Consider the following 25,693-nt stretch of genomic DNA (forward strand, 5'->3'; position numbering starts at 1 on the left):
TGGCATCCCGAACCCCCTCGCGCAAAAGCGCAAAACTGTTCGCGATGTCCTCGCACATCTGTTCGCGATGTCCCCAGTCCAAACACCCTTGTGGGAGAAGGTGGATCGGCGGGCAGCGCCGAGCCGGATGAGGGGTGCTGGAAGAAACTTGGCGTAAAATATTGAGGGATTTTAAGCGGTTATTTCTTCGCTGTAGCGATCCGTCCAACACCCTTCATCCGACCGAGCTTCGCTCGGCCACCTTCTCCCACAAGGGGAGAAGGGGCTTATTACCGCACCTCCATCCAGCGCTGTTCTGCGAACGAGCGCGCCATCGCGTGTACCGTGCGCTCGATCTCCAGGCCTTCGTCGAAATCGATGATCCGCGCCGGCTTGCCGGCAAGCCGCGTCAACAGTTCCCGGCATTCGATGATCTTGAGATCATTAAAGCCAAGGCCGTGACCGGGCGCCGGCAGGAAGGCGTCATAAGGCTTATGATGCGGCGCCACCAGGATGGTGCGGTAGCCTTGCTCGGTCGGCCGGTCGGCCGTCAGATAGAGCTGGAACTCATTCATCCGCTCCTGGTCGTACAGGATCGAGCCCTTCGAGCCAAAAATCTGGATGGCGATCCGGCCTTTGCGGCCCCAGGCCGAACGGTTGACCAGCAGCGTGCCGGCGATGCCGTTTTCGAGATGCATCAGGATGCTGGCGATGTCGTAGGTCTCGACCGCGCGGCGCCCGCCCGAGGCGACGCGGCGGTCGGCATAGGGTTTGGCCATGTCGCACATGACACGGGCAACGCGGCCGAACAGTACGGCGATGAGCGACAGCGGATGCACGGCGAAATCGTCGAGCGCGCCGTAACCGGACGCCGCCTCGTGCTTCCAGAAGAACAGCGCCTCCGGATCGGCCATGAAGTCCTCGTCCATCTCGATACGCAGATGGTTGACCTCGCCGATGATCTTCTCGTCGAGCAGCGCGCCGATATGGCGGATCGCTGGGTTCTGAATATAGTTATAGCCGAGCGCGGCGACCTTGCCGGACTTTTGGGCCGCCGCGGCCATTGCTTGCGCCTCGGCGAAGCTCGGCGCCATCGGTTTTTCACACCACAGATGCTTGCCGGCTTCGAGGATGGCGATGGCCATTTCCGGGTGGAACTGGTTCGGCGTGGTCAGCGAAACGACATCGACTTCCGGGTCGTCGACGACGGCGCGCCAATCGCCGGAGGCCTTGGCGAAGCCGAATTCGCTGGCACGGCGTTTGGCAAGATCCTCGTTGACCTCGCCCAGATGGACCAGCCTTGGCTTGGCCACATCGGGAAAGACGGTGCCGACCGCGTTCCAGGCAATGGCGTGGCACTTGCCCATGAAACCCGTGCCGATAAGACCTACCCCGACCATCCGCTTGCCTCCCTGTGTGCAAAATTTGTGTGGATGAATTAGTCCATTTTGTCTGGAGATGGAACGCTTGTCTCATTTTTTATGGTGTTCTTGCACAGGCCCGCTATGATGGGGCACAGAGGGAACCAGACGATGAGCCTGGGCGGAGCGACGATGGACGAACGGGTGCCGCGCGATTTCGAGACGCTGCGGGCGACGATCCTGGAGCGGCGCCACAGCTTGCCGAAACGTATCGCCCAGATCGCCGCCTATGCGCTCGACAACCCAGACGATATCGCCTTCGGCACCGCTGCCAGCATCGCCGCTTCCGCCGGTGTCCAGCCTTCGACCCTGATCCGCTTTGCCCAGCAGCTTGGTTTTGATGGTTTCACCAGCCTGCAGTTGGTGTTTCGCGAGCGCCTGCGCGAGCGCAACTCATCCTATGATGAAAGGCTGGCGGCATTGCGCGCCAAGGCCGAGGAAGGCGCCGGCCACCGCGCGATTTTCGACGGTTTTGTTGCCGCAGCCAGTACCTCGCTCAACGACATTTCGCGCACGCTGAATGAAGACCATTTCGAAGATGCAATCACCGTGTTGGCCAAGGCCGAAACCATTTACGTGCTGGCCAAGCGGCGCTCCTACCCGGTCGCCTCCTATATCGCCTATGCATTGGGCAAGCTCAAGATCCGCAACCAGCTGATCGAATCGGCCGCCGGCCTCAATGCAGAGATGATCGGCTTTGCCTCTCCAAGGGACGCCGTGATCGCCATCAGCTTTTCGCCCTATGCCCCGGCCACCATCGAGGAGGCGCGCGTCATTTCGGAGCAAGGCGTGCCGATCGTGGCGATTACCGACAGCTCCTTTTCGCCACTCGCCCAATTCGCCAGGGTCTGGTTCGAGGTCGCCGAGGCCGATTTCGCCGGCTTCCGCTCGCTGTCGGCGACGATGGCTTTGGCTATGGCGCTGACCGTCGCGGTCGGCGAGAAGCGGCGCGATACTGGCAAGAAGCGCAAGCCTTAGATCACCTCTATTGCCGTTTCGCCTTCTGCCGAAAGCCGCGCTGCGTCGCGGGCAGGCGGCGACCCGAACTGGCGGGCATACTCCCGGCTGAACTGGGAAGCACTCTCATAGCCGACGGCGAAGGCGACACGTGCGACGTTGCCCGGCTGGGCAATCAGCAGATGGCGGGCTTCCAGCAAGCGGATTTGCTTTTGATACTGGATTGGGCTCATGGCCGTCGCCGCCTTGAAGTGACGATAAAACGCAGCACTGCTCATACGGGCAATCTCGGCCAGATCGCCGACCCGGACCGGCTGATGGGGATGCGAACGGATCCAGGCGATCGCCCGGCCAATCCGGGACAGATGGCCATCGGCGCGCGCAAGTTCACGAAGCTTTCCGCCTTGGGGGCCTTGCAGGAGCCGAAACACCATCTCTCGCTCGATCATGGTCGCGAGCACGGGAATCTCCGCTGGCCGGTCAAGCAGCCGCATCATTCGACGCAACGCGTCGAGCAGATCGTCATCAGCGGGAGAGGTGGAGAAACTGTCGCCACTGAGGGCCGGCGCGTGCTCGACGAGGAGCGCGGCGACGGCCTGCAGGTCAAGGGTCAAGCCAATGGCCAGGTAAGGACGCGCCGCGCTCGCTTCGATTATCTGGCTGATGGTGGGCGTCTCGACAGTATAGATGAAATAGCTGGCCGGATTGTAACGAAGAGCCCGGTCGCCGATCAGAACCGTCTTCGCGCCCTGCAGTACGAATAAGATCCCCGACCCCCACACCCCTGACAATGGCGGCGTGGCGACTTCGCTGCGGCCGATCGAAACGCGGGGAACCGCCGTTCTTGTTCGTCGCCCGCGCGCATGGCGGCTGGCGATCTCGATCAACTCCTGCAGCGCTTCGCTCATTGCGCCAGCATCGCGCATTCGCACCGGCGGCGCAACAGCGTGAGAGGATTAGGCAAGAGCCGGAGAATTTCCGGCGCGCAACCCCTGCTGCCTCGCACCATTTGTGGGTCTTCCACAAGAAAAATGGAGACACCGATTATGAGAACATCGAAAAGCGCGCTGGTGACCGGCGCCAACAAGGGTATAGGCCGTGAAATCGCCCGGCGACTGGCGACCATGGGCTTCAAGGTCTGGCTCGGCGCCAGGAGCGCCGAACGCGGCATGGCGGCGGCGCAGGCATTGCGCGCCGAAGGCCTCGACGTGGAGTGGCTTGAGCTGGACGTCACGCGGGATGACAGTGTGAAGGCGGCAGCCGAGGCATTCAGGCAGGCCAGCCCCTGCCTCGACGTGCTGGTGAACAACGCCGGCGTCGCCATCAATTACGACCTGCCGCCGAGCCAGCAGCGGATCGCCGACATCCAGGCCACCTACGACGTCAATGTCTTCGGCCCGATCCGCGTGACCCAGGCATTCCTGCCGCTGCTGCTAGCAGCACCTGCTGCCCGGATCGTGATGGTGAGCAGCTCCACCGGGTCCATCGGCCGGGCGCTCGATCCCGCCACTGCGAACCACGCCGTTAACATGATGGGCTACGGCAGCTCCAAGACGGCCTTGAACGCCATCACCGTGGCCTTCGCCAGGGAGCTCGCGCCGCAAGACATCAAGGTCAACGCCGCGGCGCCCGGCTATACCGCCACCGATCTCAACGAGTATAGAGGTCACCGCACGGTGCAGCAGGCGGCCGAGATCGTCATTCACCTGGCGACCCTGGACGCCGATGGCCCGACCGCCGGGTTCTTCAACGATGATGGCCCGCTTCCTTGGTAAATCAGCTGGTTTCAGTGGTAGACACTTGACGTTCGTCTGACTTCAAAGTTTCTGAACGCGCGAGCCTTGCACAGCACTTTTCAGCCTTGGGAATGCTCGTTCCATATTGACTATGGATTGGAATTATTATTTCATATTGCCGGCGCCACGCTGCCGCTCGCGCGTGTTACCCAAGACAACAAAGCCGATGGGAGGTTCGAATGGGCGAAGCCGTGGAAGCGAGACATGCGCCGCTCGACATCATCACAATCGGCCGCGCTTCCGTCGATCTCTATGGTCAGCAGATCGGCTCGCGCCTCGAGGACATTACTTCCTTTGCCAAGTCGGTCGGCGGCTGTCCGGCCAATATCGCGGTCGGTACTGCCAGGCTCGGCCTGCGCTCGGCGCTGCTCACCCGCGTCGGCAATGAGCAGATGGGCCGCTTCATCCGCGAGCAGCTGACCCGCGAGGGCGTTTCGGTCCAAGGCCTCAAGACCGATCCGGAGCGGCTGACCGCCCTGGTGCTGCTGTCGGTCGAGGATGAAGGCGTCTCGCCGATGATCTTCTATCGCAGCGATTGCGCCGACATGGCGCTTTCGAAAGACGATATCGATGAGGCGTTTATCGCTTCGGCACGCGCGGTCGTCGTCACCGGCACGCATTTTTCACGGCCCAACAGCGACGCCGCCCAGCGCAAGGCGATCCGTGTCATGAAAGCCAAGGGCGGCAAGGTGGTGTTCGACATCGACTACCGCCCCAACCTCTGGGGTCTCGCCGGCCACGCCGAAGGCTTCGAGCGCTATGTGAAATCCGACCGCGTCTCGGCGCAGTTGAAGACGGTGCTGCCCGATTGCGATCTCATCGTCGGCACCGAAGAGGAAATCATGATCGCCTCGGGCGCAGACGATTGCCTGAGCGCGCTGAAAACCATCCGCTCGCTGTCGGCGGCAACCATCGTGCTGAAACGCGGCGCCATGGGCTGCATCGTCTATGACGGGCCGATCAGCGACGACCTCGAGGACGCTATCGTCGGCAAGGGATTTCCAATCGAGGTCTACAATGTGCTCGGCGCCGGCGATGCCTTCATGTCGGGCTTCCTGCGCGGCTGGCTCGGCGAGGAAGGCTTGGCGACGGCGGCGACCTGGGCCAATGCCTGCGGCGCCTTTGCCGTGTCGCGGCTGCTCTGCGCACCGGAATACCCGACTTTCGAGGAATTGCAGTTCTTCCTGAAAAACGGCAGCAAGCATCTGGCGCTGCGCAAGGACGAGGCGATCAATCACATCCATTGGGCGACCACGCGCCGGCGCGACATCCCCTCGCTGATGGCGTTCGCCTGCGACCACCGCGTCCAGCTGGAGGATGTCGCGGCAAAAGCCGGCGCCGATCCGTCGCGAATCCCAGCTTTCAAGGTGCTGACGGTCAAGGCTGCGGCCAAGGTTGCGGCTGGCCGCGCCGGCTACGGCATGCTGCTCGACGAAAAATACGGACGCGAGGCGATGTTCGAATTCGCCCACCATTCCTTCGCCTGGCTCGGCCGGCCGGTCGAGTTGCCGGGTTCGCGGCCGCTTCGCTTCGAGTTCTCGCAAGACATAGGTTCGCAACTGACCGAATGGCCGGTCGACCACTGCATCAAGTGCCTGTGCTTCTATCATCCCGACGATCCCGCGGCGCTGAAGAGCGAACAGCAGCAGAAACTGCGCGCTTTGTTCGAGGCCGCGCGGAAAGTGGGTAGAGAACTTCTCATCGAGATCATCGCCGGCAAGCACGGCAAGCTCGACGACATGACGATCCCGCGGGCGCTGGAGGAACTCTATGCGCTGGGCATCAAGCCCGACTGGTGGAAGCTCGAGCCGCAGGCTTCGGCCGGCGCATGGGCAAAGATCGAAGCGGTGATCCTGAAGCACGATCCGTGGTGCCGTGGAATTGTGCTGCTTGGCCTGGAAGCGCCGCAGGACGAGCTGGAAGCGGCCTTCGCCGCCACCGCCAAGGCGCCTATCGTCAAAGGCTTCGCTGTCGGCCGCACCATCTTCATTAACGCGGCCGAACAATGGCTTGCCGGCAAGATGTCGGACGAGGAGGCGGTGGCCGACATGGCATCGCGTTTCGAAAAACTGACCGAGGCATGGCTTGCCGCGCGCGGTCGCAAAGCGGCATAAGAAGGCGCGACATAAGCACTGCGGAGGAACCGACATGACCAAGACAATCCGCCTGACGATGGCGCAGGCGCTGACCCGCTTTCTTGCCCGACAGATGACCGAGATGCACGGCAAGAAAGTGCCGATCTTCGGCGGAGTCTGGGCGATCTTCGGCCACGGCAATGTCGCCGGCGTCGGCGAGGCGCTCTACCAGGTTCGCGACGAACTGCCGACCTTCCGTGCCCATAACGAGCAGGCAATGGCGCATGCGGCGATCGCCTACGCCAAGGCCAATTTCCGCCGTCGCTTCATGGCCGCGACCAGTTCGATCGGCCCCGGCGCGCTCAACATGGTGACCGCTGCGGCACTTGCGCATGTAAACAGGTTGCCTGTCCTGTTTCTGCCCGGCGACGTCTTCGCCAATCGCATTCCCGATCCCGTCCTGCAGCAGGCCGAGGATTTTTCCGACGGCACGGCGACGGTCAATGACTGCCTCCGCCCGGTGTCGCGCTATTTCGACCGCATCACGCGGCCGGAGCAGATCATGCCGGCGCTCAATCGCGCCATGCAGGTGCTGACCGATCCCGCCGAATGCGGCCCGGTGACGCTGGCGCTGTGCCAGGACGTGCAGGCCGAGGCTTATGATTATCCGGAGAGCTTCTTTGCCGAACGGGTCTGGACGCCGCGACGGCAGCGGCCGGACCGCAACGAACTGGCGGCCGCAGTCGCGGTACTCAAAGCGGCGAAAAAGCCGCTGGTGATCGCGGGCGGCGGCGTACTCTATTCGCAGGCGTCCGAGGATCTGGCAAAACTGGTGCAAGGCGCCGGCATTCCAGTTTGTGAGACGCAAGGCGGCAAATCCTCGCTCCCGGACGATCATCCGTTGAACATGGGCGCGGTCGGCGTTACCGGCACTTCGGCGGCCAACAGGCTGGCCGAAGAGGCCGACGTCGTGCTTGCCGTCGGCACCAGACTGCAGGATTTCACCACCGGCTCCTGGGCATTGTTCAAGCATGCCGGCAGGACCATCATCGGGCTCAACGTGCAGCCTTTTGACGCCGGAAAGCACCAGGCGCTGCCGCTGGTCGCCGATGCGGCGGAAGGGCTCGCCGAACTCGCTGCGGCGCTGAAAGGCTGGAAAGCCCCTTCAGGCTGGACCGACAATGCGATCGCGGGCAAGAAGAACTGGCAAGCGGATGCCGACAAGGTGACGGCGTCGACCAATGCCGCCTATCCGTCCGACGCGCAAGTGATCGGCGCAGTACAGCGCGCCATGGGCTCCGGCGTGGTACTGCTTCATGCGGCCGGCGGCTTGCCCGGCGAATTGCACAAGCTATGGCAGGCGGGCGCGCCCGGCTCCTACCACGCAGAATACGGCTTCTCGACAATGGGCTATGAAATCGCCGGCGGGCTTGGCGTCAAGATGGCCAAGCCGGACGAAGACGTCGTGGTCATGATCGGCGACGGTTCTTACCTGATGCTCAATTCCGAGATCGCGACCTCGGTGATGCTCGGCCTCAAGCTGACCATCGTGCTGCTCGACAACCGCGGCTATGGCTGCATCAACCGGTTGCAGATGGCGACCGGCGGCGCCAACTTCAACAATCTGCTGAAGGACACCCGTCACGAAACCTTGCCCGAGATCGACTTCGCCGCGCATGCTGCGAGCATGGGTGCGATTGCCGAAAAAGTGCCATCGATCGCCGGGCTGGAAACGGCGCTGGCGCAAGCGAGGAAGAACACGCGAACGACGGTACTGGTTATCGACACCGACCCGCTGGTTTCGACCGAGGCTGGTGGAAGCTGGTGGGATGTCGCAGTGCCGGAAGTCTCGGCACGGCCGCAAGTGAATGCGGCGCGCAAGAAATATGAGGAAGCGCTGAGCGGGCGGGTTCTTTAGCCATCCGCGAACGCGCCTCGAATGTCTGAAACTGGAGTGACGACTTGAAAGCCAAACTGGGCATGTCCCCCATTGCATGGTGGAACGACGATCTTGCCGAACTCAGCGATGATGTGTCGCTGGAGGAGTGCCTGCGCCAGTCGCGCTCGGCTGGCTTTACCGGAATGGAAATGGGCCGCCGCTTTCCCAACGATCCGCAAATCATGCTGCCGATCCTGAAAGAGGCCGACGTGACGCTTTGCGGCGGCTGGTTCTCGGGGACGCTGGTCGACGAAGACATGGCGAAGAACAAGGATCGTATCCAGCCGATGATCGACCTGTTCAAGGCGGTGAACGCGCCATGCATCGTCTATGGTGAAGTCGGCCGCTCCATCCAGGGCGACCGCTCGAAGCCGCTCGCCAGCAAGCCCAGGCTTTCGGACGAGGAAATGAAAGCCTACGCCCGGCGGCTCACGCAGTTCGGCGAATGGTGTGCAGAGCAAGGCATGCCGCTCTCCTACCATCATCATATGGCGGCAGTAGTTGAGACCGAGCCAGAGCTAGATGCCTTCATGCGCTATTCGGGAGAAGGCATTCCATTGCTGCTCGACGCGGGTCACCTGGCCTTTGCCGGCGGCGATGTGCTGCGCGCTATTGATAACCACCACCCGCGCATCAACCACGTGCATGTGAAGGACGTACGCATGGAGGTGATCCAAAAGCTGGATCGCAACACGCAATCCTTCCTCGACGCGGTGGCACTTGGCGCCTTCACCGTGCCGGGAGATGGCTCGCTGGATTTTGGCGCCATCGTCCAGAGGCTCGCCGACCATGGCTATGAAGGCTGGTTCGTGGTCGAGGCCGAGCAGGATCCGAAGAAGAACCCGCCGCTCAAGATGGCGCAGGTCGGCTACAAGGAATTGATGCGGGTGATGACAGCGGCCGGCTATACGGTGGAGACACAGGGCTTTCCCAATGCTTGAGGCTCGCGAGGAAGGGCTGATCCGATGCCGGGGGTGATCCGATGAAAGACTCCGAGCACCCGTTTTTCCGGCCGCTGTGGCGGCGCGTTGCCGTTGTCGCGGTCTGCCTGGTCTGGTCGGTGATCGAATTCGCCACCGGCACGCCGTTCTGGGGCGTGATCGCGCTCGGCTTCGCCGGCTATGCCGTCTGGCAATTCTTCTATCTCTACAAGCCGGCTGACGAGGACAAGTCATCGGCGGACGCCGAACCGAAGGAATGACCATGTCGAAGCTGCTCGTCAAAGCCAATAAGGGCCACGGCCGCGTCGCTCATGTGACGCCGCAAAACGCCGGCTGGACCTATGTCGGCTTCGATCTGCATCGGCTCAGGCCCGGCGAGAGCGCTTCCGGGCAAACCGCGGATCGTGAGGTCTGCCTGGTGTTCGTCACCGGCAAGGGCAAGGCCAAGGCCGGCGGCAAGGATCTCGGCTTGCTGGGCGAACGCATGTCGCCGTTCGAAGGCAAGCCTTGGTCGGTCTATGTGCCGCAGGGGTCGGAGTGGTCGGTGAGCGCCGATACCGATCTCGAACTTGCCGTCTGTTCGGCGCCAGGACTGGGCGGCGGTCTGCCGGTCCGTGTCATCGCGCCCGACGATCTCGGCCAGGAGGTTCGCGGCAAAGGCACCAACACGCGCTATGTCACCAACATCCTGCCGGAGGGCAAGCCGGCCGATTCCTTGCTGGTGGTGGAGGTCATCACACCCGGCGGCCACACATCGAGCTATCCGCCGCACAAGCACGACCAGGACAATCTGCCGGCTGAATCTTATCTCGAGGAGACCTATTACCACCGTCTCAACCCGCCACAGGGCTTTGCTTTCCAGCGCGTCTACACCGATGCCGACGAGAACGGTGCTCGTTCGCTCGACGAGGCGATGGCGATCGAGGACGGCGACGTCGTGCTGGTCCCCAAGGGTTATCACCCCTGCGCAGCCTGCCACGGCTATGATCTCTATTATCTCAACGTCATGGCCGGACCGAAGCGGACGTGGAAATTCCACAACGCGCCCGAGCACGAATGGCTGATGAAGGCCTAACCACTTCCCCTTCGCCCCAACCGCTGGTCCAAGCGAAAAATCGTCGGCTAACGACCCGGCTGTGTGGTTTTGTTACCGAAAACGCCGCAAAGCTTCGTCAATTCGTCATGGAAATCACCTATGGCAGCGGGGCTGACGAGGACTTTCGATGCGCTACGCGATCTATTTCACCCCCCGACAGGACGAACCGCTGGCACGGATCGCTGCCGACTGGCTCGGCCGCGATCCATTCGGTGCCGCTACAAAGCCGGTCGAGGCTGCGGGCGAGTTGTCGGCGGCAGAAGTTGCCTTCCATACCGCCTCGGCGCGCCGCTATGGCTTTCATGCGACACTGAAGGCGCCCTTCCGACTGGCCTCCAACGAGACGGAAACGTCGCTTCGTGCAGCACTCGACGATTTTGCCGAGGCGACGCCGGTGGTTACGATCCCGCGCCTCGTCGTCAGCCAGATCGACGGCTTCTTCGCGCTGTTGCCGGAAGCACCGCTGCCGGCGCTCAACCGCTTCGCCGACGACGTGGTGCGCGACTTCGACCGCTTCCGCGCGCCGTTGACGGAAGCCGAGATCGAACGGCGCAGCCCCGATTCGCTGAAGCCCGACGAGTTCCGCAATCTGTGCCAGTGGGGCTATCCCTATGTCTTCGAGACGTTTCGCTTCCATATGACGCTGTCCGGCCGGGTGTCGTCACAGGAAAGCCCTCGTCTTCGGCTAGCAATCGACAGCCTGTTTGCGGACGTGCTGCAACGGCCGGTGGCGGTGGACGCGCTGACGCTGTTTGTGGAAACTGAACCGGGTGCGCCGTTCATGGTGCTGTCCCATCACGCGCTCGGGCGCCGCCCGGCCAGAAGAACTGCCTGATCAGAAGAACTGCGTAAATGACTATTTGTTCTAACCGCATTTGTACGACGCCAATTGGTTCCAGTTGGCTGCAAAATCCTGCAAGGACTGCTTGAAATGACCGCCGAGACTGTTCTTGACAACGCCCGGATCGTGCTCGCCGACCAGATCGTCGAAGGGTCGATCGTGCTGCGCGACGGCATGATCGCCGCCATCGATGCCGGACCCGGCCGCAGCGGCGAGGACATGGGCGGCGACTTCATCATCCCTGGCCTGGTCGAGCTCCACACCGACCATCTCGAAGGCCATTACGCGCCGCGGCCGAAAGTGCGCTGGAACCCGATCGCAGCTGTGCTCGCCCATGACGCCCAGGTGGCGACCGCCGGCATCACCACCGTGCTCGACGCCTTGCGCGTCGGCATGGACGAGGATGCCGACCTGACGGCCGCCGACATACGCAAGCTGGCCGACGCGATCGAGGACAGCGTGCAGCAGGACCGGCTCAGGGCCGACCATTTCCTCCATCTGCGTTGCGAGGTTTCGGCGCCGGACTGCCTCACGGCCTTCGCCAATTTCGACGGCGACGAGCGGGTCAGGCTGGCGTCGCTGATGGACCATGCGCCCGGACAGCGCCAGTTCGTCAATTTGGAAACCTACGCCTATTACTACCAGCGCAAGCTGAAGCTGACCGATCGCGATTTCCAGAAATTCTGCGAAAAGCGGATGGCGGAATCGGCGAGGAATTCGAGCCCGAACCGCAGCTTCATCGCCGCTGCCTGCCAAGAGCGCGGCATCGTGCTCGCCAGCCATGACGACGCAACCGTCGGCCATGTCGACGAAGCGATCGAGCAAGGTGTGCGCGTCGCCGAGTTCCCGACCACTGAGGAGGCGGCGCGGGCTTCAAAAGAGGCAGGGCTCGGGGTATTGATGGGCGCGCCGAACGTCATGCGCGGCGCGTCGCATTCGGGCAATGTCTCGGCCCGCACGCTGGCCGGCGATGGCCTGCTCGATATCCTGTCGTCGGACTACATTCCCTTCAGTCTGATCCAGTCAGCCTTCTTCCTCGGCGACGTGGTCGAGGGCATTTCCTTGCCACAGGCGGTGGCGATGGTCTCGAAGAACCCGGCCGAGGCGGTCGGCCTCAGCGATCGCGGTGTCATCGAGCCCGGCCGGCGCGCCGATCTGGTTCGCGTGCGCGTCGACGACCATGTCCCGGTCGTCCGCACGGTCTGGCGGCAGGGACGCCGAGTCGCATGATGGTGTCGGCATCGGTCGAGCGTGAATTGTCCTCTGCGGGATTTCCGATCCGCGACGGTGTCTTCGTCGCCGTCGTCGGGCCGAGCGGTGCCGGCAAGGACACGGTGATCGGCTATGCGCGCGCCGTGTTTGCCGACGAGAGCCGGCTGGAGTTCGTGCGCCGGGTGATCACCCGGCCGAGCGATGCGGCCACCGAGGATCACGATACGCTAGCCGATGCTGCCTTCGTCGAGGCCGAAGCGGATGGCGCCTTCGCCATTTCCTGGGAGGCGCATGGCCTGCGCTACGGCATCCCGGCCGAAGTCGACTGGTCAGTCTCCAACGGCCGTGTCGCGATCGCCAACGTCTCGCGCGCGATCATCCCGGCGCTGCGGGAGCGCTACGCCAATCTGGCTATCGTCGAGATCACGGCTACACCGGAGATCCTGGCCGAGCGGCTGGCATTGCGCGGTCGCGAGTCGCGCGGCGAAGTGCTGGCACGGCTGGCGCGCAGTGCCAATGTGGCGCTGTCCGGACCGGGTGTCACCTCGATCGACAATAGCGGCCCTCGTGAAGCCGCCGGCGAGCGCTTCGCCGAGGTGCTGCGCAAGGCCGTGGCCTTCTCCGACATGTCGGGCCTTATCTAAAGTAGCGCCCATCCGATGCATTCGGTATGGGCGCTACTTGTCTACCCGATATCTTTTTGGAAACCGGTATCCACTTTTCGGGATTATGGCCTCATGCGGCGTGCCGGTCCCGACCAGCGTGACGAGTATCGGTGGCAGTGGTTGTCGAAGGCTTCGCTGGCGCATCCGCTGGTGTATCCAGAACTGCAACGTGGTGCCGATACACCATCTCCCAGCCCTTCCAGCCGGTGAACAGCAGTATACAGACCACTATGAACGACAAGAGCGCACCCCATGGGCGGACCGCGGCTTCGGCGCCTTGCGCATAGCGAAGGTAGAAATTGATCAGTGCCACAACGACCGCGGTCAAGTTGCCCAGCATGTGGTACCAGGCGTCGGACAAGGCGCGAATGCGCGGCTCGTTAAGGAAGTCGATAAAACCGGCTGTCGCAGCGAGAAGGGCCATTACTATGGCTGCCCCGATCAGCCACATCGATGCCCGTGCCCAGAAGGCATCGGCAGTCCCCCAGAAAACCAGGTCGGTGACAAACGCACCGACAAGAAACGCGACAGGAAAAGTTATCAACATCGGGTGGAGGGGGTGAGTTCCTACTTTGGCGGTACTAACTGGATTCGTGGGCATGGAACGCCTCCGCGTAGCAAAGCTTAAATAAACGCTCAGATACGGGTTTCGTTCCAAATAGAGACCGACCTGAACTGCTGTCGCGAAGCTCCGGCTGACTCTTTCACGCCACCTGCCATGGCAGTCGGCGTATTTCATCCAGCTATTTTTGCGTCACTCAGCGGCAGCACCCGCCACGCCCTTGCGTGTGGCTTCCAGCATCCGCCGCCGCGCCCTGAACACGCCCCATTGCTGGTCGACCAGCACGCCGATGAGGATCACCCCGCCCATGACGGCGAAGTTGAGCGAGGACGGGATGCCGAGCAGGTTGACGAGGTTCTGCAGCTCCTGCAGCAGCACGGTGCCGAGCAGGACGCCGATCAGCGAGCCTTCGCCGCCACGCAGCGAGAAGCCGCCGAGCACCGCGGCCGCGATGGCATAGAGCTCGTAGAACTGGCCGTGGCTCGCTGGCGAGATCGAGCGTGTGTACATGGCGAAATAGATAGCTGACAGCGCCGTCAGCACGCCGCAGATGACATAGGCGGCCATGACGATGCGGCCGGTGCGGATGCCGGAATATTTTGCCGCTTCCTCGTTCTTGCCGATGGCATAGAGATAGCGCCCGAACACCGACCGGTGCAGCACCACCCACATGACGACGGCGATGACGATCAGCGCGATGAAGCTGTTCGGCACGCCCCAGGACCGCCCCGCCGTCAGGAACTCGAGTTCCGGGAAGTTCTGTCCGAAGGCAAAGCCGGCGGTGCCGTCGGCGGTGTAGAAGCGCGCCACGCCGCGATAGATCAACAGGCCGCACAAGGTGACCACGAAAGGCTGCAATTTGAGCCGTGTGATCAGCCAGCCATGCGCCAGCCCGATGATGCCGCCGAGCACCAGGATCAGCGGCAGGGCGACCGGCCACGCCATGCCGCGCGTGGCGATGAAGTCGATGAACAGCACGCCGAGCAGCGCAACCACCGAGCCGACCGACAATTCGATGCCGCCGGTGATGATGACGAAGGCCTGGCCGATCGACAGGATGCCGAACAGCCCGATCAGGTTCGAGGTGTTGGCGAGATTGATCGGCAGCAGGAAGCGTGGGTTGATGATTGCCACCACCGCGCCGACCACCAGGATCAGGATCAGCAGGCCGAGATCTTTCTTGCTCATCGTCTTCTCCCAGTGCCTGCGAACTACTTCGGCTGCGTGCCGACCGCCAGCAGCAGCACGTTTTCCTGGCTGAACCGGTCCTTGTCGAGAATGCCGGAGATCTGGCCTTCATGCATGACGGCAATGCGGTCGGAAACGCCGATCACCTCCTCCATGTCGCTGGAGATCATCAGCACGGCGACGCCGGCATCGGCCAACGCCCGCATCAGCCCGTAGATCTCGGCCTTGGCGCCGATGTCGATGCCGCGCGTCGGCTCGTCGAGGATCATCACCTTCGGCTTCATCGCCAGCCATTTGGCCAGCACGACCTTTTGCTGGTTGCCGCCCGACAGCGTGCCGGTTCGCGTCTGGACGGAGGGCGCCCTGATGCCGAGATTGGTCTTCTGCTTCTCGGCGGTGGCGGATTCCGCGCCGGCCAAGACCAGCGAGCGCCGCGAATGCGCCGGCAGATTGGGCAGCGAGATGTTCTGGGCGATCGACAGGTCGAGCAGGATGCCGGTCAGCTTGCGATCCTCGGGGACGAGGAAAATACCGTTGGCCACTGCGTCCGCGGCCGAACCAAGAACCAGATCTTTTCCCTCAAGCTGGAACGAGCCGCCAAAGCTCTTGTCGATGCCGAACAGGACGCGCGCCAGCTCCGTCCGGCCGGAGCCGACGAGACCGGCGAGGCCGAGGATCTCGCCATGCCTGACGTCGAGGTCGACGGGCCGGTCGGGATAGGCAGCGGTGCGAATGGCCTTGACCGACAGCGCGACAGAGCCCGGCGGGCGCGCCGATTCCGCGGCCTTCTCGCGCTCCTTCAGCATGCGGCCGATCATCAGCTTGACCATCTGGTCGTGATTGATGGCGCTCTTCGGCAAGGTTCCGGCGAGCATGCCGTCCCTGAGCACGACGACGCGGTCGGCGACGCGCTCGACCTCGTGCAGGCGGTGCGAGATGAAAATGACGCTGATGCCGTCTGCCTTCAGCGCCTTGATGACACCGAGCAGCTTGTCGGTTTCGGCGATCGGCAGGCTCGATGTCGGTTCGTCGAGGATGACCAGCCGCGCCTTGATCGACAGCGCCTTGGCGATCTCGACCATTTGCTGCTGGGCCAGCGACAGCGCCGACACCGGCGTATCGGCCGAGAAATTGGCGCCCACGCGTTTGAGCAGCGGCGCCGCCAGCGCTCGCAGCCTGGCGCGGTCGACCAGCCTGAACGGGCCGGCGCGCAGCGGTTCGCGGCCGAAGAAGATATTGGCGGCGACGTCGAGGTTCTCGAACAGGTTGAGTTCCTGGTGGACGAAAGCGATGCCCGAACCGATGCTGGCCTCGACGGTCAGACTGTCATGGGCGACGCCATCGACGGTGATGGTGCCGGTGTCCGGCCGGGTCACGCCGCCGAGGATCTTCATCAGAGTCGATTTGCCGGCGCCGTTTTCGCCGACCAGGCCGATGACCTCGCCGGGCCTGACCTCGAGCGAGAATCCGTCCAGCGCGACGACGCCGGGATAGGTCTTGCGCACACCGTCGAGGCTCAGGAACGGAGCGTCCGTGGATGCAACGATGGATGGGTCGGAATAATTCATCACGCCTGACAGCAGCCGGTGAGCCGTTTGGTCTCAGACTGACGGGCCTCGCGAAGCCCGTCAATAGAACGCCGGCTCAAGGCGAACCTTTAGCCGGCGCAACCTAATTCGCTCAGTTTCCAGACATCGCCTTGAGGCTGGCGGCGTAGGCGTCAACATCGTCCTTGCCGATGATCTTGGTCGGGATGATGATCAGTCCATCGGCGGGAATGCCCGACTTGTCGCCCTCGAGATAGGCAGCCATCAGCTTCATGCCCTGATAGGCCCATTCGAAGGGTTGCTGCACGACGGTAGCGGCGACGGTGCCTTCCTTGACGCCGCCCAGCGTGATCGGATCGTCGTCGAAGCCGACGACGGTGATCTGGCCGAGCTTGCCGGCATCGCGCAGCGCTTCATAGATGCGCGGCGTGTTGTAGGAATAGAAGCCGACCATGCAGGTGACGTCGGGGCTGGCGACCAGCGCGTCCTCGACGTTCTTCTTGGCGCGAGCCTGATCGATGTCGTCGCCACGCACGTCGACCAATTCGATCTTGGTGCCCGCGAGGCCGTCCTTCATGCCCTGGATACGTTCTTTAGCATTGTCGGCGCCGAGCAGGCCAACGAAGCCGAGGCACTTGCCGCCGTCAGGCATTGCCTTCTTGGCGATCTCTGCCGCCTGCTTGCCGGCATCGACATTGGAAGAGCCGATATAGGCGACACGCTTGGTCTGCGGTGCGTCGCTGTCGGTGGTGAACAACGCCGTTTCCGAGGCGATCTTGTTCAGCCCGTCGGTCGACGTCTTGGGATCGACGGCCGAGACCATGATCGCCTTCACGCCGGCCGTCACCAGATCGTCCATCAGGCGCTGCTGGATGGCGACCGAGGACTGCTCCGGATATTTGAGCTCCAGATTGTATTTGGGCAGTTCGCCTTGAGCCTTCTTGACGCCGGCTTCGGCCGCCTTCCAGAAATCGGAAGCGCCGTTGACGACGAAGGCCAGAGTCGGCTTGTCGTCGGCCCGCGCAATTGCGCTGGCGGAAAGGCCGAGCAGCAGGGCCGCAGCGGCGACGGACGCATTTCGTATCGCAGATTTCATATTCAACCTCCCATTTGACTCAGTAATTTTCGCTGATGATGAACGTGCCGGCGCGGCTTGGACGCCCTCCTCCTCAAGGGTTTCCGGCAGCGAAGAACGACGCCATTCCAGCCGCTATCGTCGACTTTAGAGACTCATTCGCCGTTCGTAAATAGTCCGATTTGTCTGACATTTCCCGGAGCGGCAGGCAAGCTTCGACTGACGGGAACCGTCCGATACCAGGCTGACTTGCGTTCCGAACATGCGCGGTCCGACGTCGTCCGGGCATGATGGATTGACGTTATAGGGATGCTAGATATTAGTAAAGAGTATTAGTTTGGTCGGGATTCTCGCCCACAAACAAGTGAGGCCTCCCCAGTCGCAACCGTTTTGGATCGGGGACTAAATCGCCTAAGAGAGTCGATTATATCTATTAGTATCGCTTCGCCCTATAAATGCGAGATTCGCGGGACCAATGACATGAACGAACCACTGCGTGATCCCGTCCTTGAGGGTACCAGGCGGCGCAAGCTGTCCGGGAAAAACCCCAAGGGCCGCGTTACCATGACCGACATCGCAAGGGCGGCAGGCTGTTCGCAGGCGACGGTTTCGTTCGTGCTCAACAACACGCCGGGCATCAGGCTGTCGCAGCAAACCCGCGAGCGGGTGATCGAGACGGCGCGAACGCTGGGCTATTCGCCGCCCGTGTTTTCTGCCTTGCGAGCCCCGGTTGCCGCATTCGACGGGCTGGATGGCGTGATCGGCTTCGTCGTCGACCAGTTGGCGACCAGCCCGGAGGCGGTCGTCGCCATTGAAGGGGCGCGGCAAGCCTCGTGGAACGCCGGCAATGTGCTTTTGGTGGCGCAGACCATGGGCGACGAGGTGATGGAGCCCCGTGCCATCGCGGCTCTGACCAAGCGGGGCATTTCGGCGCTGATCTACATGACCATTTTCACCCGCGAGATCGTCGCGCCGGACTATCTCTACGGCCTCGACATTCCGGTCATCCTGCTCAACTGCTACACCGCCGACTATGCCTTCCCCTCCGTGGTGCCGAGCGAGATCGCCGGCGGCCAGAGCTCCACCCGCCACTTGATCGGCCATGGCCACCGGCGCATCGCCACCATCACCGGCGAGCCCTGGATGCAGGCGGCGCAGGACCGGCTGAAGGGCTACCGCCGGGCGCTGGCGACGGCCGACATTCCGTTCGACCCGGCGCTGGTCGTCGAAGGCGACTGGTCGGCGAGCGCCGGCTATGCCGCGACCGTCAAGCTCTTGGCGCTGAAGGACCGGCCGACCGCGATCTTCTGCCAGAACGACCGCACCGCAATCGGCTGCTACGAGGCGCTGAAGGAGGCCGGGCTGCACATTCCCCGGGATATTTCGGTGATCGGTTATGACGACGAGGAGATCGCGCGGCATCTGTTCCCGCCGCTGACGACGTCGATCCTGCCGCATATGGCGATGGGACAATGGGCGATCGAGCAACTCGAAGTCCCCGCTGCTCCCGGTCGTGGCCGCTATCCCATCACCAAGCTCGAATGCCCGCTGGTGGAGCGGGAATCGGTTGGCGCTCTGGCGGGCTGAGGCGAGAGCGCCGGCGATCGACAATGGCACAGGCTTGACATCGGGCCCGGCATATACCCGATTGATTTCATGAGATTGCAAAGCTGCTACAATTTTCAGGACTTCCGCCGGCTGGCAAAACAGCGCCTGCCAGGTCCGATCTTCAATTATATCGATGGCGGCGCGGACGACGAGACGACGCTGCGGCGCAACACGGCGGCGTTCGAGGACTGCGATCTCGTCCCCAATGTCCTTGCCGGCGTCGGACAGGTCGACATGTCGGTCACCGTCATGGGCCAGAAGCTGGCGATGGCGGTCTATTGTTCGCCGACGGCTCTCCAGCGACTGTTTCACCATAGCGGCGAGCGCGCCGTCGCCGCGGCGGCGGAGAAGTTCGGCACGATGTTCGGCGTCTCGTCGCTCGGCACGGTCAGCCTGGAGGAAGTCCGCAAGCACAGGACGCCGCAGGTCTATCAGTTCTATTTCCACAGGGATCGCGGCCTGAACCGCGCCATGATGGAGCGCGCCAAGACGTCCGGCGTCGAGGTGATGATGCTGACGGTCGACAGCGTCACCGGCGGAAACCGCGAGCGTGACCTGCGGACCGGCTTTTCCATCCCCTTTCGGCTTACGCTCGGCGGCATGATGCAGTTCGCGATCAAGCCGAGATGGGCTATCGACTATTTGACGCACGAAAAGTTCAGCCTGCCGCAGTTGGACGGCCATATCGATCTCGGCGGCGGAGCGCTTTCCATCAGCCGCTATTTCACCGAGATCCTCGACCCGTCGCTGGATTGGAAGGACGTCGAAGACATGGTCCGCTTCTGGAACGGCCAGTTTTGCCTGAAGGGGATCATGAGCGTCGCCGATGCCAGAAAGGCCGTCGACATCGGCTGCACCGGCATCGTTCTGTCAAATCATGGCGGCAGGCAGTTGGACGGTTCGCGCAGCCCCTTCGACCATCTGTCGGAGATCGTCGACGCGGTGGGCGACAAGATAGACGTGATCATCGACAGCGGCGTCCAGCGCGGAACGCATGTGCTGAAGGCCCTGTCGTTGGGCGCCAAGGCCGTCGGCGTCGGGCGCTACTATCTCTTCCCGCTGGCCGCCGCCGGACAGGCCGGCGTCGAACGGGCGCTCGGCCTGATGCGAACCGAGATCGAACGCGACATGCGGCTGATGGGATGCCGGTCGGTGGCAGAGCTTTCCAGGGGGAATGTGCGGTTTAGGTGATAGAGCCGGGAAGTGGCGCACGGCATAAGCTTTTCGAAGTGCGAAGCTATACCGACCTGCCGCTGCTCCTGCCGTCCGTCTCGAAGACAGCCTCGCCGGAAACAGCATCCGTATATCCGCCCTCAAGCTGCTGCAACGCATGCCGGAACCGATCAAGATTGCCCAGCATTTTGGGCCGGGCATCGACCATGTGCTGAAAAGTGTCCCACTCTCCAATCGAGAAGAAGGCGCCATCTCCCGATTTGATGAGAGCCATTTTTCGCAATCCCTCGAAATTGCGCGGAGCGCTGCTGAACAGTTCGACGAATTCGTCTTCACTACCCGGCTTGACCCGGAAGCGGACGCTGTTGAATGCCGTCATGTACGTTCCCCCGTGAAAGAACTGAAAACCTCGAGTATGCGAGGCCCCAACGCACCTCGAACCCTTCGAACAGGTGTACAGGAAAATCGGAAGGTTAGCTTCAGTCACCTCTGGCCGAAAGCCCCGTTTCTGGCGCTATTTTGCCAGGAAGAGGACGACGCTCGATCTCAATCGGTACGCCCTTCCGACCGGCAATGAAACGCGCTGTTAACGCCGTTCGCGGGTGACAGGATGTTGGCCGCAGTTCGAAGGTATAATCTGCGTCTCGCTGTCAGTTGCGGAGGCGAAAATGAATTTGCTTCGGATTGCGCTCTTGTGCACGGCCATGATCGACCTTGGAATGCCGGCCGTTCGCGCTGAGGATCGGCCTGTGCCGCAGAACAATAAAGCCGCAACAGCGCAGCCGCCCGTTCATTGTGAAGGCCAAAATTGTCTCCCGCCGGCGAAAGATCCCGTGCAGGAATGCACTGGCCAGGATTGCACGCCGGGCCCGCCGACTGAACCGGGCCCGGAGATTAAGCAGGCCGACTGAGCAGCGTTAGCTGACGATCCCCTTTTTGGCATGGATGGCGCTCAGCCCTCGCGACTTTCCGGCCACCGGTGGTAGATTCTGTTACTTATGTTCCCGGGGTAGGCATGAGTTTAATGGCGCGCCCGAAGAGATTCGAACTCCTGACCCCCAGATTCGTAGTCTGGTGCTCTATCCAGCTGAGCTACGGGCGCGCAACAGGCCATGCTTTGCATAGCCCCGCGATCCGATCCTGGCGACCGGCCGCGAATGTGAGCTGTTCCCTAGCGACTGAATTTGCGAAAAGCAAGCCGATCCTGGCCAAAAGTTTTGCCGTCATGTTTTGCCGTCATGCGCCGGCCGGCGAAGGCAAGATCGCGTCACGCGGCGGCCGAGCCGATAGGTCGTCGTCTTGGATCAGTCATTTGCTAATCGGAACGGCCCGTAACGGAACACGCCGTTGCACGGCGGCCGAGCCGATGGCTCGTAGTCTCGGACCAACCATTTGCGAATTGAAACGGTCCGTAACGAAACGGTTCGTTACGCCGGGCGGCGCAGACCGTTGCGGGCCTGGTCGAGCCGGACCGGCTGGTCGGGAATGGTGACGGCGAATGTGGTGCGACCGCCGATCGATTCGACCAGCTCCACCGTGCCGCCATGGGCGCGGATCAATTCATGGGCGATCGCCAGGCCAAGGCCGGTGCCGCCACTGCGGGCCGAGCCGCGAAATGCCGCGAACAGGTTTTCTCGCGCCTTTGGCGGCAGGCCGGGGCCGGTGTCGGTGACGACGATGCGGCTGACGCTGCCGATGCGCTCGGCCGATATGGTCAGGCGGCGCACCACGGCGCTCTCGGTGTCGGCCGCCATCGCCTGCACGGCGTTGCGGCTAAGATTGGTGAGCACGCGGAACAGTTGGTCGGAATCGGCGTCGACCTCGAGCACCGGATCGACGGCGTTGACGAATTCGATGCCGCATTCGATGTCGAGCAGGCCCTGGACGTCCTCGACCAGCTGGCGCAGCCGCAGCCTGCGGCGCGACGGTGGCGGCTCCTGGGTGCGGCCATAGGCCAGCACGCCCTCCGAGTAGGACACCGCACGGTCGAGCGCGCGCAGCAGTTTTGGTGCGAAGGCCTGCACGGTCGGGTCCTTGACCTGGCGCAGGCGGTCCGACATCAGTTGCGCCGAGGCGAGGATGTTGCGCATGTCGTGGTTGATCTTCGACACGGCCAGGCCGAGATCGGCCAGGTGCTTCTGCTCGGACAGCATCTTCTGCAGCCGCTCCTGCATCTGCGACAGCTCGCGTTCGGCGACGCCGATCTCGTCGGCCCGGGCGGCGGGGTGAATGATGCGACCGGGATCGTCGGGCGCCTCGGAAAAGGACAGCATCGAGCGTGTCATCGTCCTGATCGGGCCGATCATGATCAGGTCTATCGCGGCGTAGACCAGCATGGCGGTGAACAGCGAGATCAGCAGCGAGACGAAGGCGACGTTGCGCGAATAGATCAGCATGGCATTGCGCAGGCGGTGGTCGGGCATGATCAGCTCGAATTCCTTGTCGCTGTCGCCGACCGGCCCGAAAACGCGCAGCATCCGCTTGCCGCCGAAAAACAGCGTGTCCAGCGCGCCGGTCATACCCTCGATCATGCCGACATTGGCGATATCGATATGCTCGTCGACCTGCGGCGGCATTTCGGCCACGACCAGAAGCCGCGAGACGCCGCCGTCGCGCACGGCGATCGCCTTGGCGCCGATCGCCATCAGTACGTCGTTCTGGGCGGCACGCGACAGCGAGGCAGGTTCGCCCTGCACCAGGACGATGGAAACCGCGGCGGCGGTGCTCAGCCTCTCCTTCAGCCAACTCAGCCTGTAGCTGGCGATCCAGGGCACGAAGATGAGGATTTCGGCCAAGAGCACGAAGACGATGGTGAGCAGCAGCAACTTGGTCGACAGGCCGCGCGCCAGCGGCACCCTGCGGGTGGACGCCTTCGCCTGGGCGATGCTTTCGTCGGTTGCTGGGACTTCACTCATGCTCGTCGTCACGGCTGCCTGTCATCACGGCTGCTTGTCTTAGGGACTGCTCGTCTTCACGATCGCTTGATCGGGTGAGATTAGGCGATTGCGGCTTTTTTGCCAAATTCATCCTTGGCCGAAGCCGGACAAAGGGCCGCAAGACTTCGATGCCGGTCCGACAATGCCGGCCCGACACGCTGGATTGACTTCCAAAACCCTTCTTTCTATAAGCCCGCTCACGCTCGGGCCATTCGTCCCGGCGCGGTTTCGATCGCGCCTAAACCGGCCCGGCAAAGCTCCTGTTACAAAGTGACAGAATCAAGAAGGGCCGCACCCCGCGGTATTTAAACAAATGAAGCGTACTTACCAGCCGTCCAAACTCGTCCGCAAACGCAGGCACGGTTTCCGCGCCCGCATGGCCACCAAAGGTGGCCGCGGCGTCGTCGCAGCCCGCCGCAACCGCGGTCGCAAGCGTCTCAGCGCCTGAGCACCAAGCGAGAGACAAGATCGTTGCCCGCAACCGGCAAGCCAACGGGTGCCCATCCCAAGCGGCTTCTGAAGCGCGCGGAATTCCTGGCTGTCCGCCGCGGCGAAAAGCGCCGCGGGCGGCTTTTCCTCGTCGAGGTCCTGGGCCGCGGCGACGGCGAGGCGCCGCGCGTCGGCTACACCGTCACCAGGAAGGTCGGCAACGCCGTCGTTCGCAATCGCATCCGGCGGCGGCTCAGAGAGGCCGTGCGCACGCATGCCGCGGATGACATGGCGCCGGGCAATGATTATGTCATCGTCGGGCGCGAAGACGTGCTTACCACTCCGTTCGGCCAGTTGAAGGCCGAACTCTCCCGCAGATTGCGTGGAACACGATAGGCCAAGGGCTTCGATGGAAAACAACCGCAACTTCTTCATCACCATCGCACTGTCGGTGCTGATCCTGGCGCTTTGGCAATATTTCTATGTGATGCCGCGCAGCGAGATGCAGCGCGAAGCCGCCCGCATCGAAGAGCAGCGCGTGGCGGAGCAGAAGAAGGCCGCCCAAAGCACCAGTCCGGGCGCCAGCGAAACACCGGTGCAGCCCGGCGCCATTCCGAGCGCGCCTGGCGGCGAAGCCGTCACCGCGGCTAGCCGCGACCAGGCGATCGCCTCGACCAAGCGCGTCAAGATCGACACGCCGAGCCTCGAAGGCTCGATCAACCTCACCGGCGCACGTCTCGACGATCTCAAGCTCAAGCATTACAGGGAGACGGTCGACAAGACCTCGCCCGAGATCGCGTTGCTCAACCCGGCGTCCCTGCCGAACGGCTATTTCGCCGAGATTGGTTTTTCCGGCACGCCGGATGTGGGCAGGCTGCCGGGTCCCGACACCGTCTGGCAGACCGACGGCAATGCGACGCTGACACCGGCGACGCCGGTGACACTGACCTTCACCAACGACAAGGGCCTGACCTTCAAACGCACCTTCTCGGTCGACGCCCAGTATATGTTCACCGTGTCCGACACGGTCCAGAACGGCGGCTCGGCGCCCGCGACGCTGTCGAACTATGGCCGCGTCACCCGTTTCGACAAGCCGGCTATCGCCAGTACCTATGTGCTGCACGAAGGCCTGATCGGCGTTACCGGAAGCGAGGGCCTGCAGGAGTACAAATACTCCAGCGTCGAATCGGAAAGGGAATACAAGCCAGGCAAGTCGACCGACGGCTGGCTAGGCATCACCGATAAATACTGGGCGGTGACCCTGGTGCCGCCTGGCGGCCGCGAATTTCAGCCCAAATTCTCTTATTTCGAGTTCAAAAGCGGGCCCCATCCGCACAGCTACCAGTCCGATTTCCTGTCCGATCCGGTCACAATCGCTCCCGGGCAATCGACGACCGTGGAGTCGGAGATATTCGCCGGCGCCAAGGAAGTTTCAACGATCAACGCCTATGAAAAGGACCGTCATATCCGTCAGTTCGACCTCCTGATCGACTGGGGCTGGTTCTATTTCATCACCAAGCCGATGTTCTGGCTGATCGACACGCTTTACAAATTCTTCGGCAATTTCGGTCTGGCGATCCTCGCCACCACCGTCATTGTCAAGGCGCTGTTCTTCCCGCTCGCCAACAAGTCCTATGCGTCGATGGCGAACATGAAGAAGGTGCAGCCCAAGATGCTCGAGATCCGCGAGAAATACGCGGACGACAAGATGAAGCAGCAGCAGGCGATGATGGAGCTCTACAAGACCGAGAAGATCAATCCGCTCGCCGGCTGCTGGCCGGTGGCATTGCAGATCCCGGTGTTCTTTTCGCTCTACAAGGTGCTCTACATCACCATCGAGATGCGGCACGCGCCGTTCTTCGGCTGGATCCAGGATCTGGCGGCGCCGGACCCGACGTCGATTTTCAACCTGTTCGGGCTGATCCCCGTTACCTTGCCGCACATGCTGATGATCGGCGTCTGGCCGCTGATCATGGGCGTGACGATGTTCCTGCAGATGCGCATGAACCCGACGCCGCCGGACCCGACGCAGGCGGCGATCTTCACCTGGATGCCCGTGATCTTCACCTTCATGATGGCGGGTTTTCCGGCCGGCCTCGTCATCTACTGGGCCTGGAACAACACGCTGTCGATCCTGCAGCAGGGCGTGATCATGAAGCGGCAGGGCGCCAAGATCGAATTGTGGGACAATCTGGTCGCGCTGTTCCGCAAGAAACCGTCGCCGGCGGAATAGCCGGCGCTCCGATAGTGCGA

General features: G+C 62.7%; 23 protein-coding genes and 1 tRNA gene. 15 read left to right on the top strand and 9 right to left on the bottom strand.

The window, feature by feature from the left end; translation table 11 throughout:
• Nucleotides 1-269: 269 nt before the first annotated feature.
• A complete protein-coding gene (locus tag NKI97_RS29790) occupies nucleotides 270-1,379 on the bottom strand; it encodes a Gfo/Idh/MocA family protein (RefSeq protein WP_352453015.1) in 1,110 nt (369 codons plus the stop codon).
• A 153-nt stretch (nucleotides 1,380-1,532) separates the two neighbouring features.
• On the opposite strand from NKI97_RS29790, the gene NKI97_RS29795 reads away from it, so the two are divergent.
• Nucleotides 1,533-2,378: a MurR/RpiR family transcriptional regulator gene (locus NKI97_RS29795; RefSeq protein ID WP_023677514.1), complete on the top strand. Its 846-nt coding sequence runs from the start codon at nucleotides 1,533-1,535 to the stop codon at nucleotides 2,376-2,378.
• Here the strand turns inward: NKI97_RS29795 and NKI97_RS29800 are convergent.
• Nucleotides 2,375-3,265 carry an AraC family transcriptional regulator gene (locus NKI97_RS29800; protein WP_352453014.1) on the bottom strand — a complete coding sequence of 297 codons (891 nt, stop codon included), beginning with the start codon at nucleotides 3,263-3,265 and terminating at the stop codon, nucleotides 2,375-2,377. The genes NKI97_RS29795 and NKI97_RS29800 overlap by 4 nt on opposite strands.
• Nucleotides 3,266-3,403: 138 nt before the next feature.
• Here NKI97_RS29800 and NKI97_RS29805 point away from each other — a divergent pair, with 138 nt between their 5' ends.
• The 9 genes from NKI97_RS29805 to phnN all read left to right on the top strand — a co-directional run bounded on the left by NKI97_RS29805 (nucleotide 3,404) and on the right by phnN (nucleotide 12,901).
• Nucleotides 3,404-4,132 (top strand): SDR family oxidoreductase, encoded by a 729-nt coding sequence (locus tag NKI97_RS29805; protein ID WP_352453013.1) that lies wholly within the window; start codon nucleotides 3,404-3,406, stop codon nucleotides 4,130-4,132.
• 200 nt (nucleotides 4,133-4,332) lie between these two features.
• A complete protein-coding gene (locus NKI97_RS29810; protein ID WP_352743959.1) occupies nucleotides 4,333-6,267 on the top strand; it encodes a bifunctional 5-dehydro-2-deoxygluconokinase/5-dehydro-2-deoxyphosphogluconate aldolase in 1,935 nt (644 codons plus the stop codon).
• Nucleotides 6,268-6,301: 34 nt separating this feature from the next.
• Nucleotides 6,302-8,146 (top strand): 3D-(3,5/4)-trihydroxycyclohexane-1,2-dione acylhydrolase (decyclizing), encoded by a 1,845-nt coding sequence (gene iolD, locus NKI97_RS29815; protein ID WP_352743961.1) that lies wholly within the window; start codon nucleotides 6,302-6,304, stop codon nucleotides 8,144-8,146.
• Between the two features lie 44 nt (nucleotides 8,147-8,190).
• Complete coding sequence (iolE, locus tag NKI97_RS29820; protein WP_352743962.1) at nucleotides 8,191-9,108, top strand: myo-inosose-2 dehydratase; 918 nt, start codon at nucleotides 8,191-8,193, stop codon at nucleotides 9,106-9,108.
• Nucleotides 9,109-9,149: 41 nt separating this feature from the next.
• The gene (locus NKI97_RS29825) at nucleotides 9,150-9,368 is read left to right on the top strand and encodes a DUF3329 domain-containing protein (protein ID WP_352453009.1); all 219 of its coding nucleotides are present in this window, start codon (nucleotides 9,150-9,152) and stop codon (nucleotides 9,366-9,368) included.
• 2 nt (nucleotides 9,369-9,370) lie between these two features.
• Nucleotides 9,371-10,183, top strand: a complete 813-nt coding sequence (iolB, locus tag NKI97_RS29830; RefSeq protein ID WP_352743965.1) for a 5-deoxy-glucuronate isomerase — start codon at nucleotides 9,371-9,373, stop codon at nucleotides 10,181-10,183.
• 148 nt (nucleotides 10,184-10,331) lie between these two features.
• Nucleotides 10,332-11,039 (top strand): DUF1045 domain-containing protein, encoded by a 708-nt coding sequence (locus NKI97_RS29835; protein ID WP_352453007.1) that lies wholly within the window; start codon nucleotides 10,332-10,334, stop codon nucleotides 11,037-11,039.
• Nucleotides 11,040-11,135: 96 nt separating this feature from the next.
• Nucleotides 11,136-12,275: an alpha-D-ribose 1-methylphosphonate 5-triphosphate diphosphatase gene (locus NKI97_RS29840; RefSeq protein ID WP_352837981.1), complete on the top strand. Its 1,140-nt coding sequence runs from the start codon at nucleotides 11,136-11,138 to the stop codon at nucleotides 12,273-12,275.
• The gene (phnN, locus tag NKI97_RS29845; protein WP_352837983.1) at nucleotides 12,272-12,901 is read left to right on the top strand and encodes a phosphonate metabolism protein/1,5-bisphosphokinase (PRPP-forming) PhnN; all 630 of its coding nucleotides are present in this window, start codon (nucleotides 12,272-12,274) and stop codon (nucleotides 12,899-12,901) included. The genes NKI97_RS29840 and phnN overlap by 4 nt, the downstream gene beginning before the upstream one ends.
• A 91-nt stretch (nucleotides 12,902-12,992) precedes the next feature.
• Here the strand turns inward: phnN and NKI97_RS29850 are convergent, their stop codons facing one another.
• From NKI97_RS29850 to NKI97_RS29865, 4 genes are all read right to left on the bottom strand, one after another.
• On the bottom strand, nucleotides 12,993-13,523 hold the full coding sequence (locus NKI97_RS29850) for a DUF2231 domain-containing protein (protein ID WP_352837985.1): 531 nt from the start codon (nucleotides 13,521-13,523) through the stop codon (nucleotides 12,993-12,995).
• 153 nt (nucleotides 13,524-13,676) lie between these two features.
• The gene (locus NKI97_RS29855) at nucleotides 13,677-14,672 is read right to left on the bottom strand and encodes an ABC transporter permease (RefSeq protein ID WP_023677502.1); all 996 of its coding nucleotides are present in this window, start codon (nucleotides 14,670-14,672) and stop codon (nucleotides 13,677-13,679) included.
• A gap of 23 nt (nucleotides 14,673-14,695) precedes the next feature.
• Entirely contained in the window at nucleotides 14,696-16,240 is a 1,545-nt protein-coding gene (locus NKI97_RS29860; RefSeq protein ID WP_352837987.1) for a sugar ABC transporter ATP-binding protein, read from the bottom strand.
• 112 nt (nucleotides 16,241-16,352) lie between these two features.
• Nucleotides 16,353-17,315: a sugar-binding protein gene (locus NKI97_RS29865; protein ID WP_352453003.1), complete on the bottom strand. Its 963-nt coding sequence runs from the start codon at nucleotides 17,313-17,315 to the stop codon at nucleotides 16,353-16,355.
• Between the two features lie 543 nt (nucleotides 17,316-17,858).
• Here NKI97_RS29865 and NKI97_RS29870 point away from each other — a divergent pair.
• Nucleotides 17,859-18,881: a LacI family DNA-binding transcriptional regulator gene (locus NKI97_RS29870; protein ID WP_502904531.1), complete on the top strand. Its 1,023-nt coding sequence runs from the start codon at nucleotides 17,859-17,861 to the stop codon at nucleotides 18,879-18,881.
• A gap of 69 nt (nucleotides 18,882-18,950) precedes the next feature.
• Complete coding sequence (locus tag NKI97_RS29875) at nucleotides 18,951-20,093, top strand: alpha-hydroxy acid oxidase (protein WP_352837989.1); 1,143 nt, start codon at nucleotides 18,951-18,953, stop codon at nucleotides 20,091-20,093.
• 46 nt (nucleotides 20,094-20,139) lie between these two features.
• Here NKI97_RS29875 and NKI97_RS29880 read toward each other — a convergent pair whose 3' ends face one another.
• The 3 genes from NKI97_RS29880 to NKI97_RS29890 all read right to left on the bottom strand — a co-directional run bounded on the left by NKI97_RS29880 (nucleotide 20,140) and on the right by NKI97_RS29890 (nucleotide 22,990).
• Nucleotides 20,140-20,454, bottom strand: coding sequence for an antibiotic biosynthesis monooxygenase family protein (locus tag NKI97_RS29880; RefSeq protein ID WP_352453000.1), 315 nt, complete (start codon nucleotides 20,452-20,454; stop codon nucleotides 20,140-20,142).
• Between the two features lie 646 nt (nucleotides 20,455-21,100).
• Nucleotides 21,101-21,177, bottom strand: a tRNA-Arg gene (locus tag NKI97_RS29885).
• A 325-nt stretch (nucleotides 21,178-21,502) separates the two neighbouring features.
• The gene (locus NKI97_RS29890; protein ID WP_352452999.1) at nucleotides 21,503-22,990 is read right to left on the bottom strand and encodes an ATP-binding protein; all 1,488 of its coding nucleotides are present in this window, start codon (nucleotides 22,988-22,990) and stop codon (nucleotides 21,503-21,505) included.
• 334 nt (nucleotides 22,991-23,324) lie between these two features.
• Between NKI97_RS29890 and rpmH the strand changes: the two genes are divergently transcribed.
• The 3 genes from rpmH to yidC are packed head-to-tail and all read left to right on the top strand — an operon-like array spanning nucleotide 23,325 to nucleotide 25,673.
• Nucleotides 23,325-23,459, top strand: coding sequence for a 50S ribosomal protein L34 (rpmH, locus tag NKI97_RS29895; RefSeq protein WP_008833937.1), 135 nt, complete (start codon nucleotides 23,325-23,327; stop codon nucleotides 23,457-23,459).
• Nucleotides 23,460-23,482: 23 nt separating this feature from the next.
• Nucleotides 23,483-23,836, top strand: a complete 354-nt coding sequence (rnpA, locus tag NKI97_RS29900) for a ribonuclease P protein component (RefSeq protein ID WP_352452998.1) — start codon at nucleotides 23,483-23,485, stop codon at nucleotides 23,834-23,836.
• 13 nt (nucleotides 23,837-23,849) lie between these two features.
• Nucleotides 23,850-25,673: a membrane protein insertase YidC gene (gene yidC, locus NKI97_RS29905; protein WP_352452997.1), complete on the top strand. Its 1,824-nt coding sequence runs from the start codon at nucleotides 23,850-23,852 to the stop codon at nucleotides 25,671-25,673.
• Nucleotides 25,674-25,693 lie beyond the last annotated feature (20 nt).

The organism is Mesorhizobium sp. M0296, assembly GCF_040321675.1.
In the GTDB taxonomy this organism is placed as follows: domain Bacteria; phylum Pseudomonadota; class Alphaproteobacteria; order Rhizobiales; family Rhizobiaceae; genus Mesorhizobium.

Excerpts from the sequence above, each read along its gene's own strand:
- NKI97_RS29805 (WP_352453013.1), top strand. The coding sequence starts at position 3,404 with ATGAGAACATCGAAAAGCGCGCTGGTGACCGGCGCCAACAAGGGTATA.
- iolD (WP_352743961.1), top strand. The coding sequence starts at position 6,302 with ATGACCAAGACAATCCGCCTGACGATGGCGCAGGCGCTGACCCGCTTT.
- iolB (WP_352743965.1), top strand. The coding sequence starts at position 9,371 with ATGTCGAAGCTGCTCGTCAAAGCCAATAAGGGCCACGGCCGCGTCGCT.
- yidC (WP_352452997.1), top strand. The coding sequence starts at position 23,850 with ATGGAAAACAACCGCAACTTCTTCATCACCATCGCACTGTCGGTGCTG.
- NKI97_RS29880 (WP_352453000.1), bottom strand. The coding sequence starts at position 20,454 with ATGACGGCATTCAACAGCGTCCGCTTCCGGGTCAAGCCGGGTAGTGAA.
- NKI97_RS29850 (WP_352837985.1), bottom strand. The coding sequence starts at position 13,523 with ATGCCCACGAATCCAGTTAGTACCGCCAAAGTAGGAACTCACCCCCTC.
- NKI97_RS29795 (WP_023677514.1), top strand. The coding sequence starts at position 1,533 with ATGGACGAACGGGTGCCGCGCGATTTCGAGACGCTGCGGGCGACGATC.
- NKI97_RS29825 (WP_352453009.1), top strand. The coding sequence starts at position 9,150 with ATGAAAGACTCCGAGCACCCGTTTTTCCGGCCGCTGTGGCGGCGCGTT.
- NKI97_RS29800 (WP_352453014.1), bottom strand. The coding sequence starts at position 3,265 with ATGAGCGAAGCGCTGCAGGAGTTGATCGAGATCGCCAGCCGCCATGCG.
- NKI97_RS29855 (WP_023677502.1), bottom strand. The coding sequence starts at position 14,672 with ATGAGCAAGAAAGATCTCGGCCTGCTGATCCTGATCCTGGTGGTCGGC.
- rpmH (WP_008833937.1), top strand. The coding sequence starts at position 23,325 with ATGAAGCGTACTTACCAGCCGTCCAAACTCGTCCGCAAACGCAGGCAC.
- NKI97_RS29860 (WP_352837987.1), bottom strand. The coding sequence starts at position 16,240 with ATGAATTATTCCGACCCATCCATCGTTGCATCCACGGACGCTCCGTTC.
- NKI97_RS29875 (WP_352837989.1), top strand. The coding sequence starts at position 18,951 with ATGAGATTGCAAAGCTGCTACAATTTTCAGGACTTCCGCCGGCTGGCA.
- phnN (WP_352837983.1), top strand. The coding sequence starts at position 12,272 with ATGATGGTGTCGGCATCGGTCGAGCGTGAATTGTCCTCTGCGGGATTT.
- NKI97_RS29810 (WP_352743959.1), top strand. The coding sequence starts at position 4,333 with ATGGGCGAAGCCGTGGAAGCGAGACATGCGCCGCTCGACATCATCACA.
- NKI97_RS29890 (WP_352452999.1), bottom strand. The coding sequence starts at position 22,990 with ATGAGTGAAGTCCCAGCAACCGACGAAAGCATCGCCCAGGCGAAGGCG.
- NKI97_RS29870 (WP_502904531.1), top strand. The coding sequence starts at position 17,859 with ATGACCGACATCGCAAGGGCGGCAGGCTGTTCGCAGGCGACGGTTTCG.
- NKI97_RS29835 (WP_352453007.1), top strand. The coding sequence starts at position 10,332 with ATGCGCTACGCGATCTATTTCACCCCCCGACAGGACGAACCGCTGGCA.
- NKI97_RS29790 (WP_352453015.1), bottom strand. The coding sequence starts at position 1,379 with ATGGTCGGGGTAGGTCTTATCGGCACGGGTTTCATGGGCAAGTGCCAC.
- NKI97_RS29865 (WP_352453003.1), bottom strand. The coding sequence starts at position 17,315 with ATGAAATCTGCGATACGAAATGCGTCCGTCGCCGCTGCGGCCCTGCTG.
- NKI97_RS29840 (WP_352837981.1), top strand. The coding sequence starts at position 11,136 with ATGACCGCCGAGACTGTTCTTGACAACGCCCGGATCGTGCTCGCCGAC.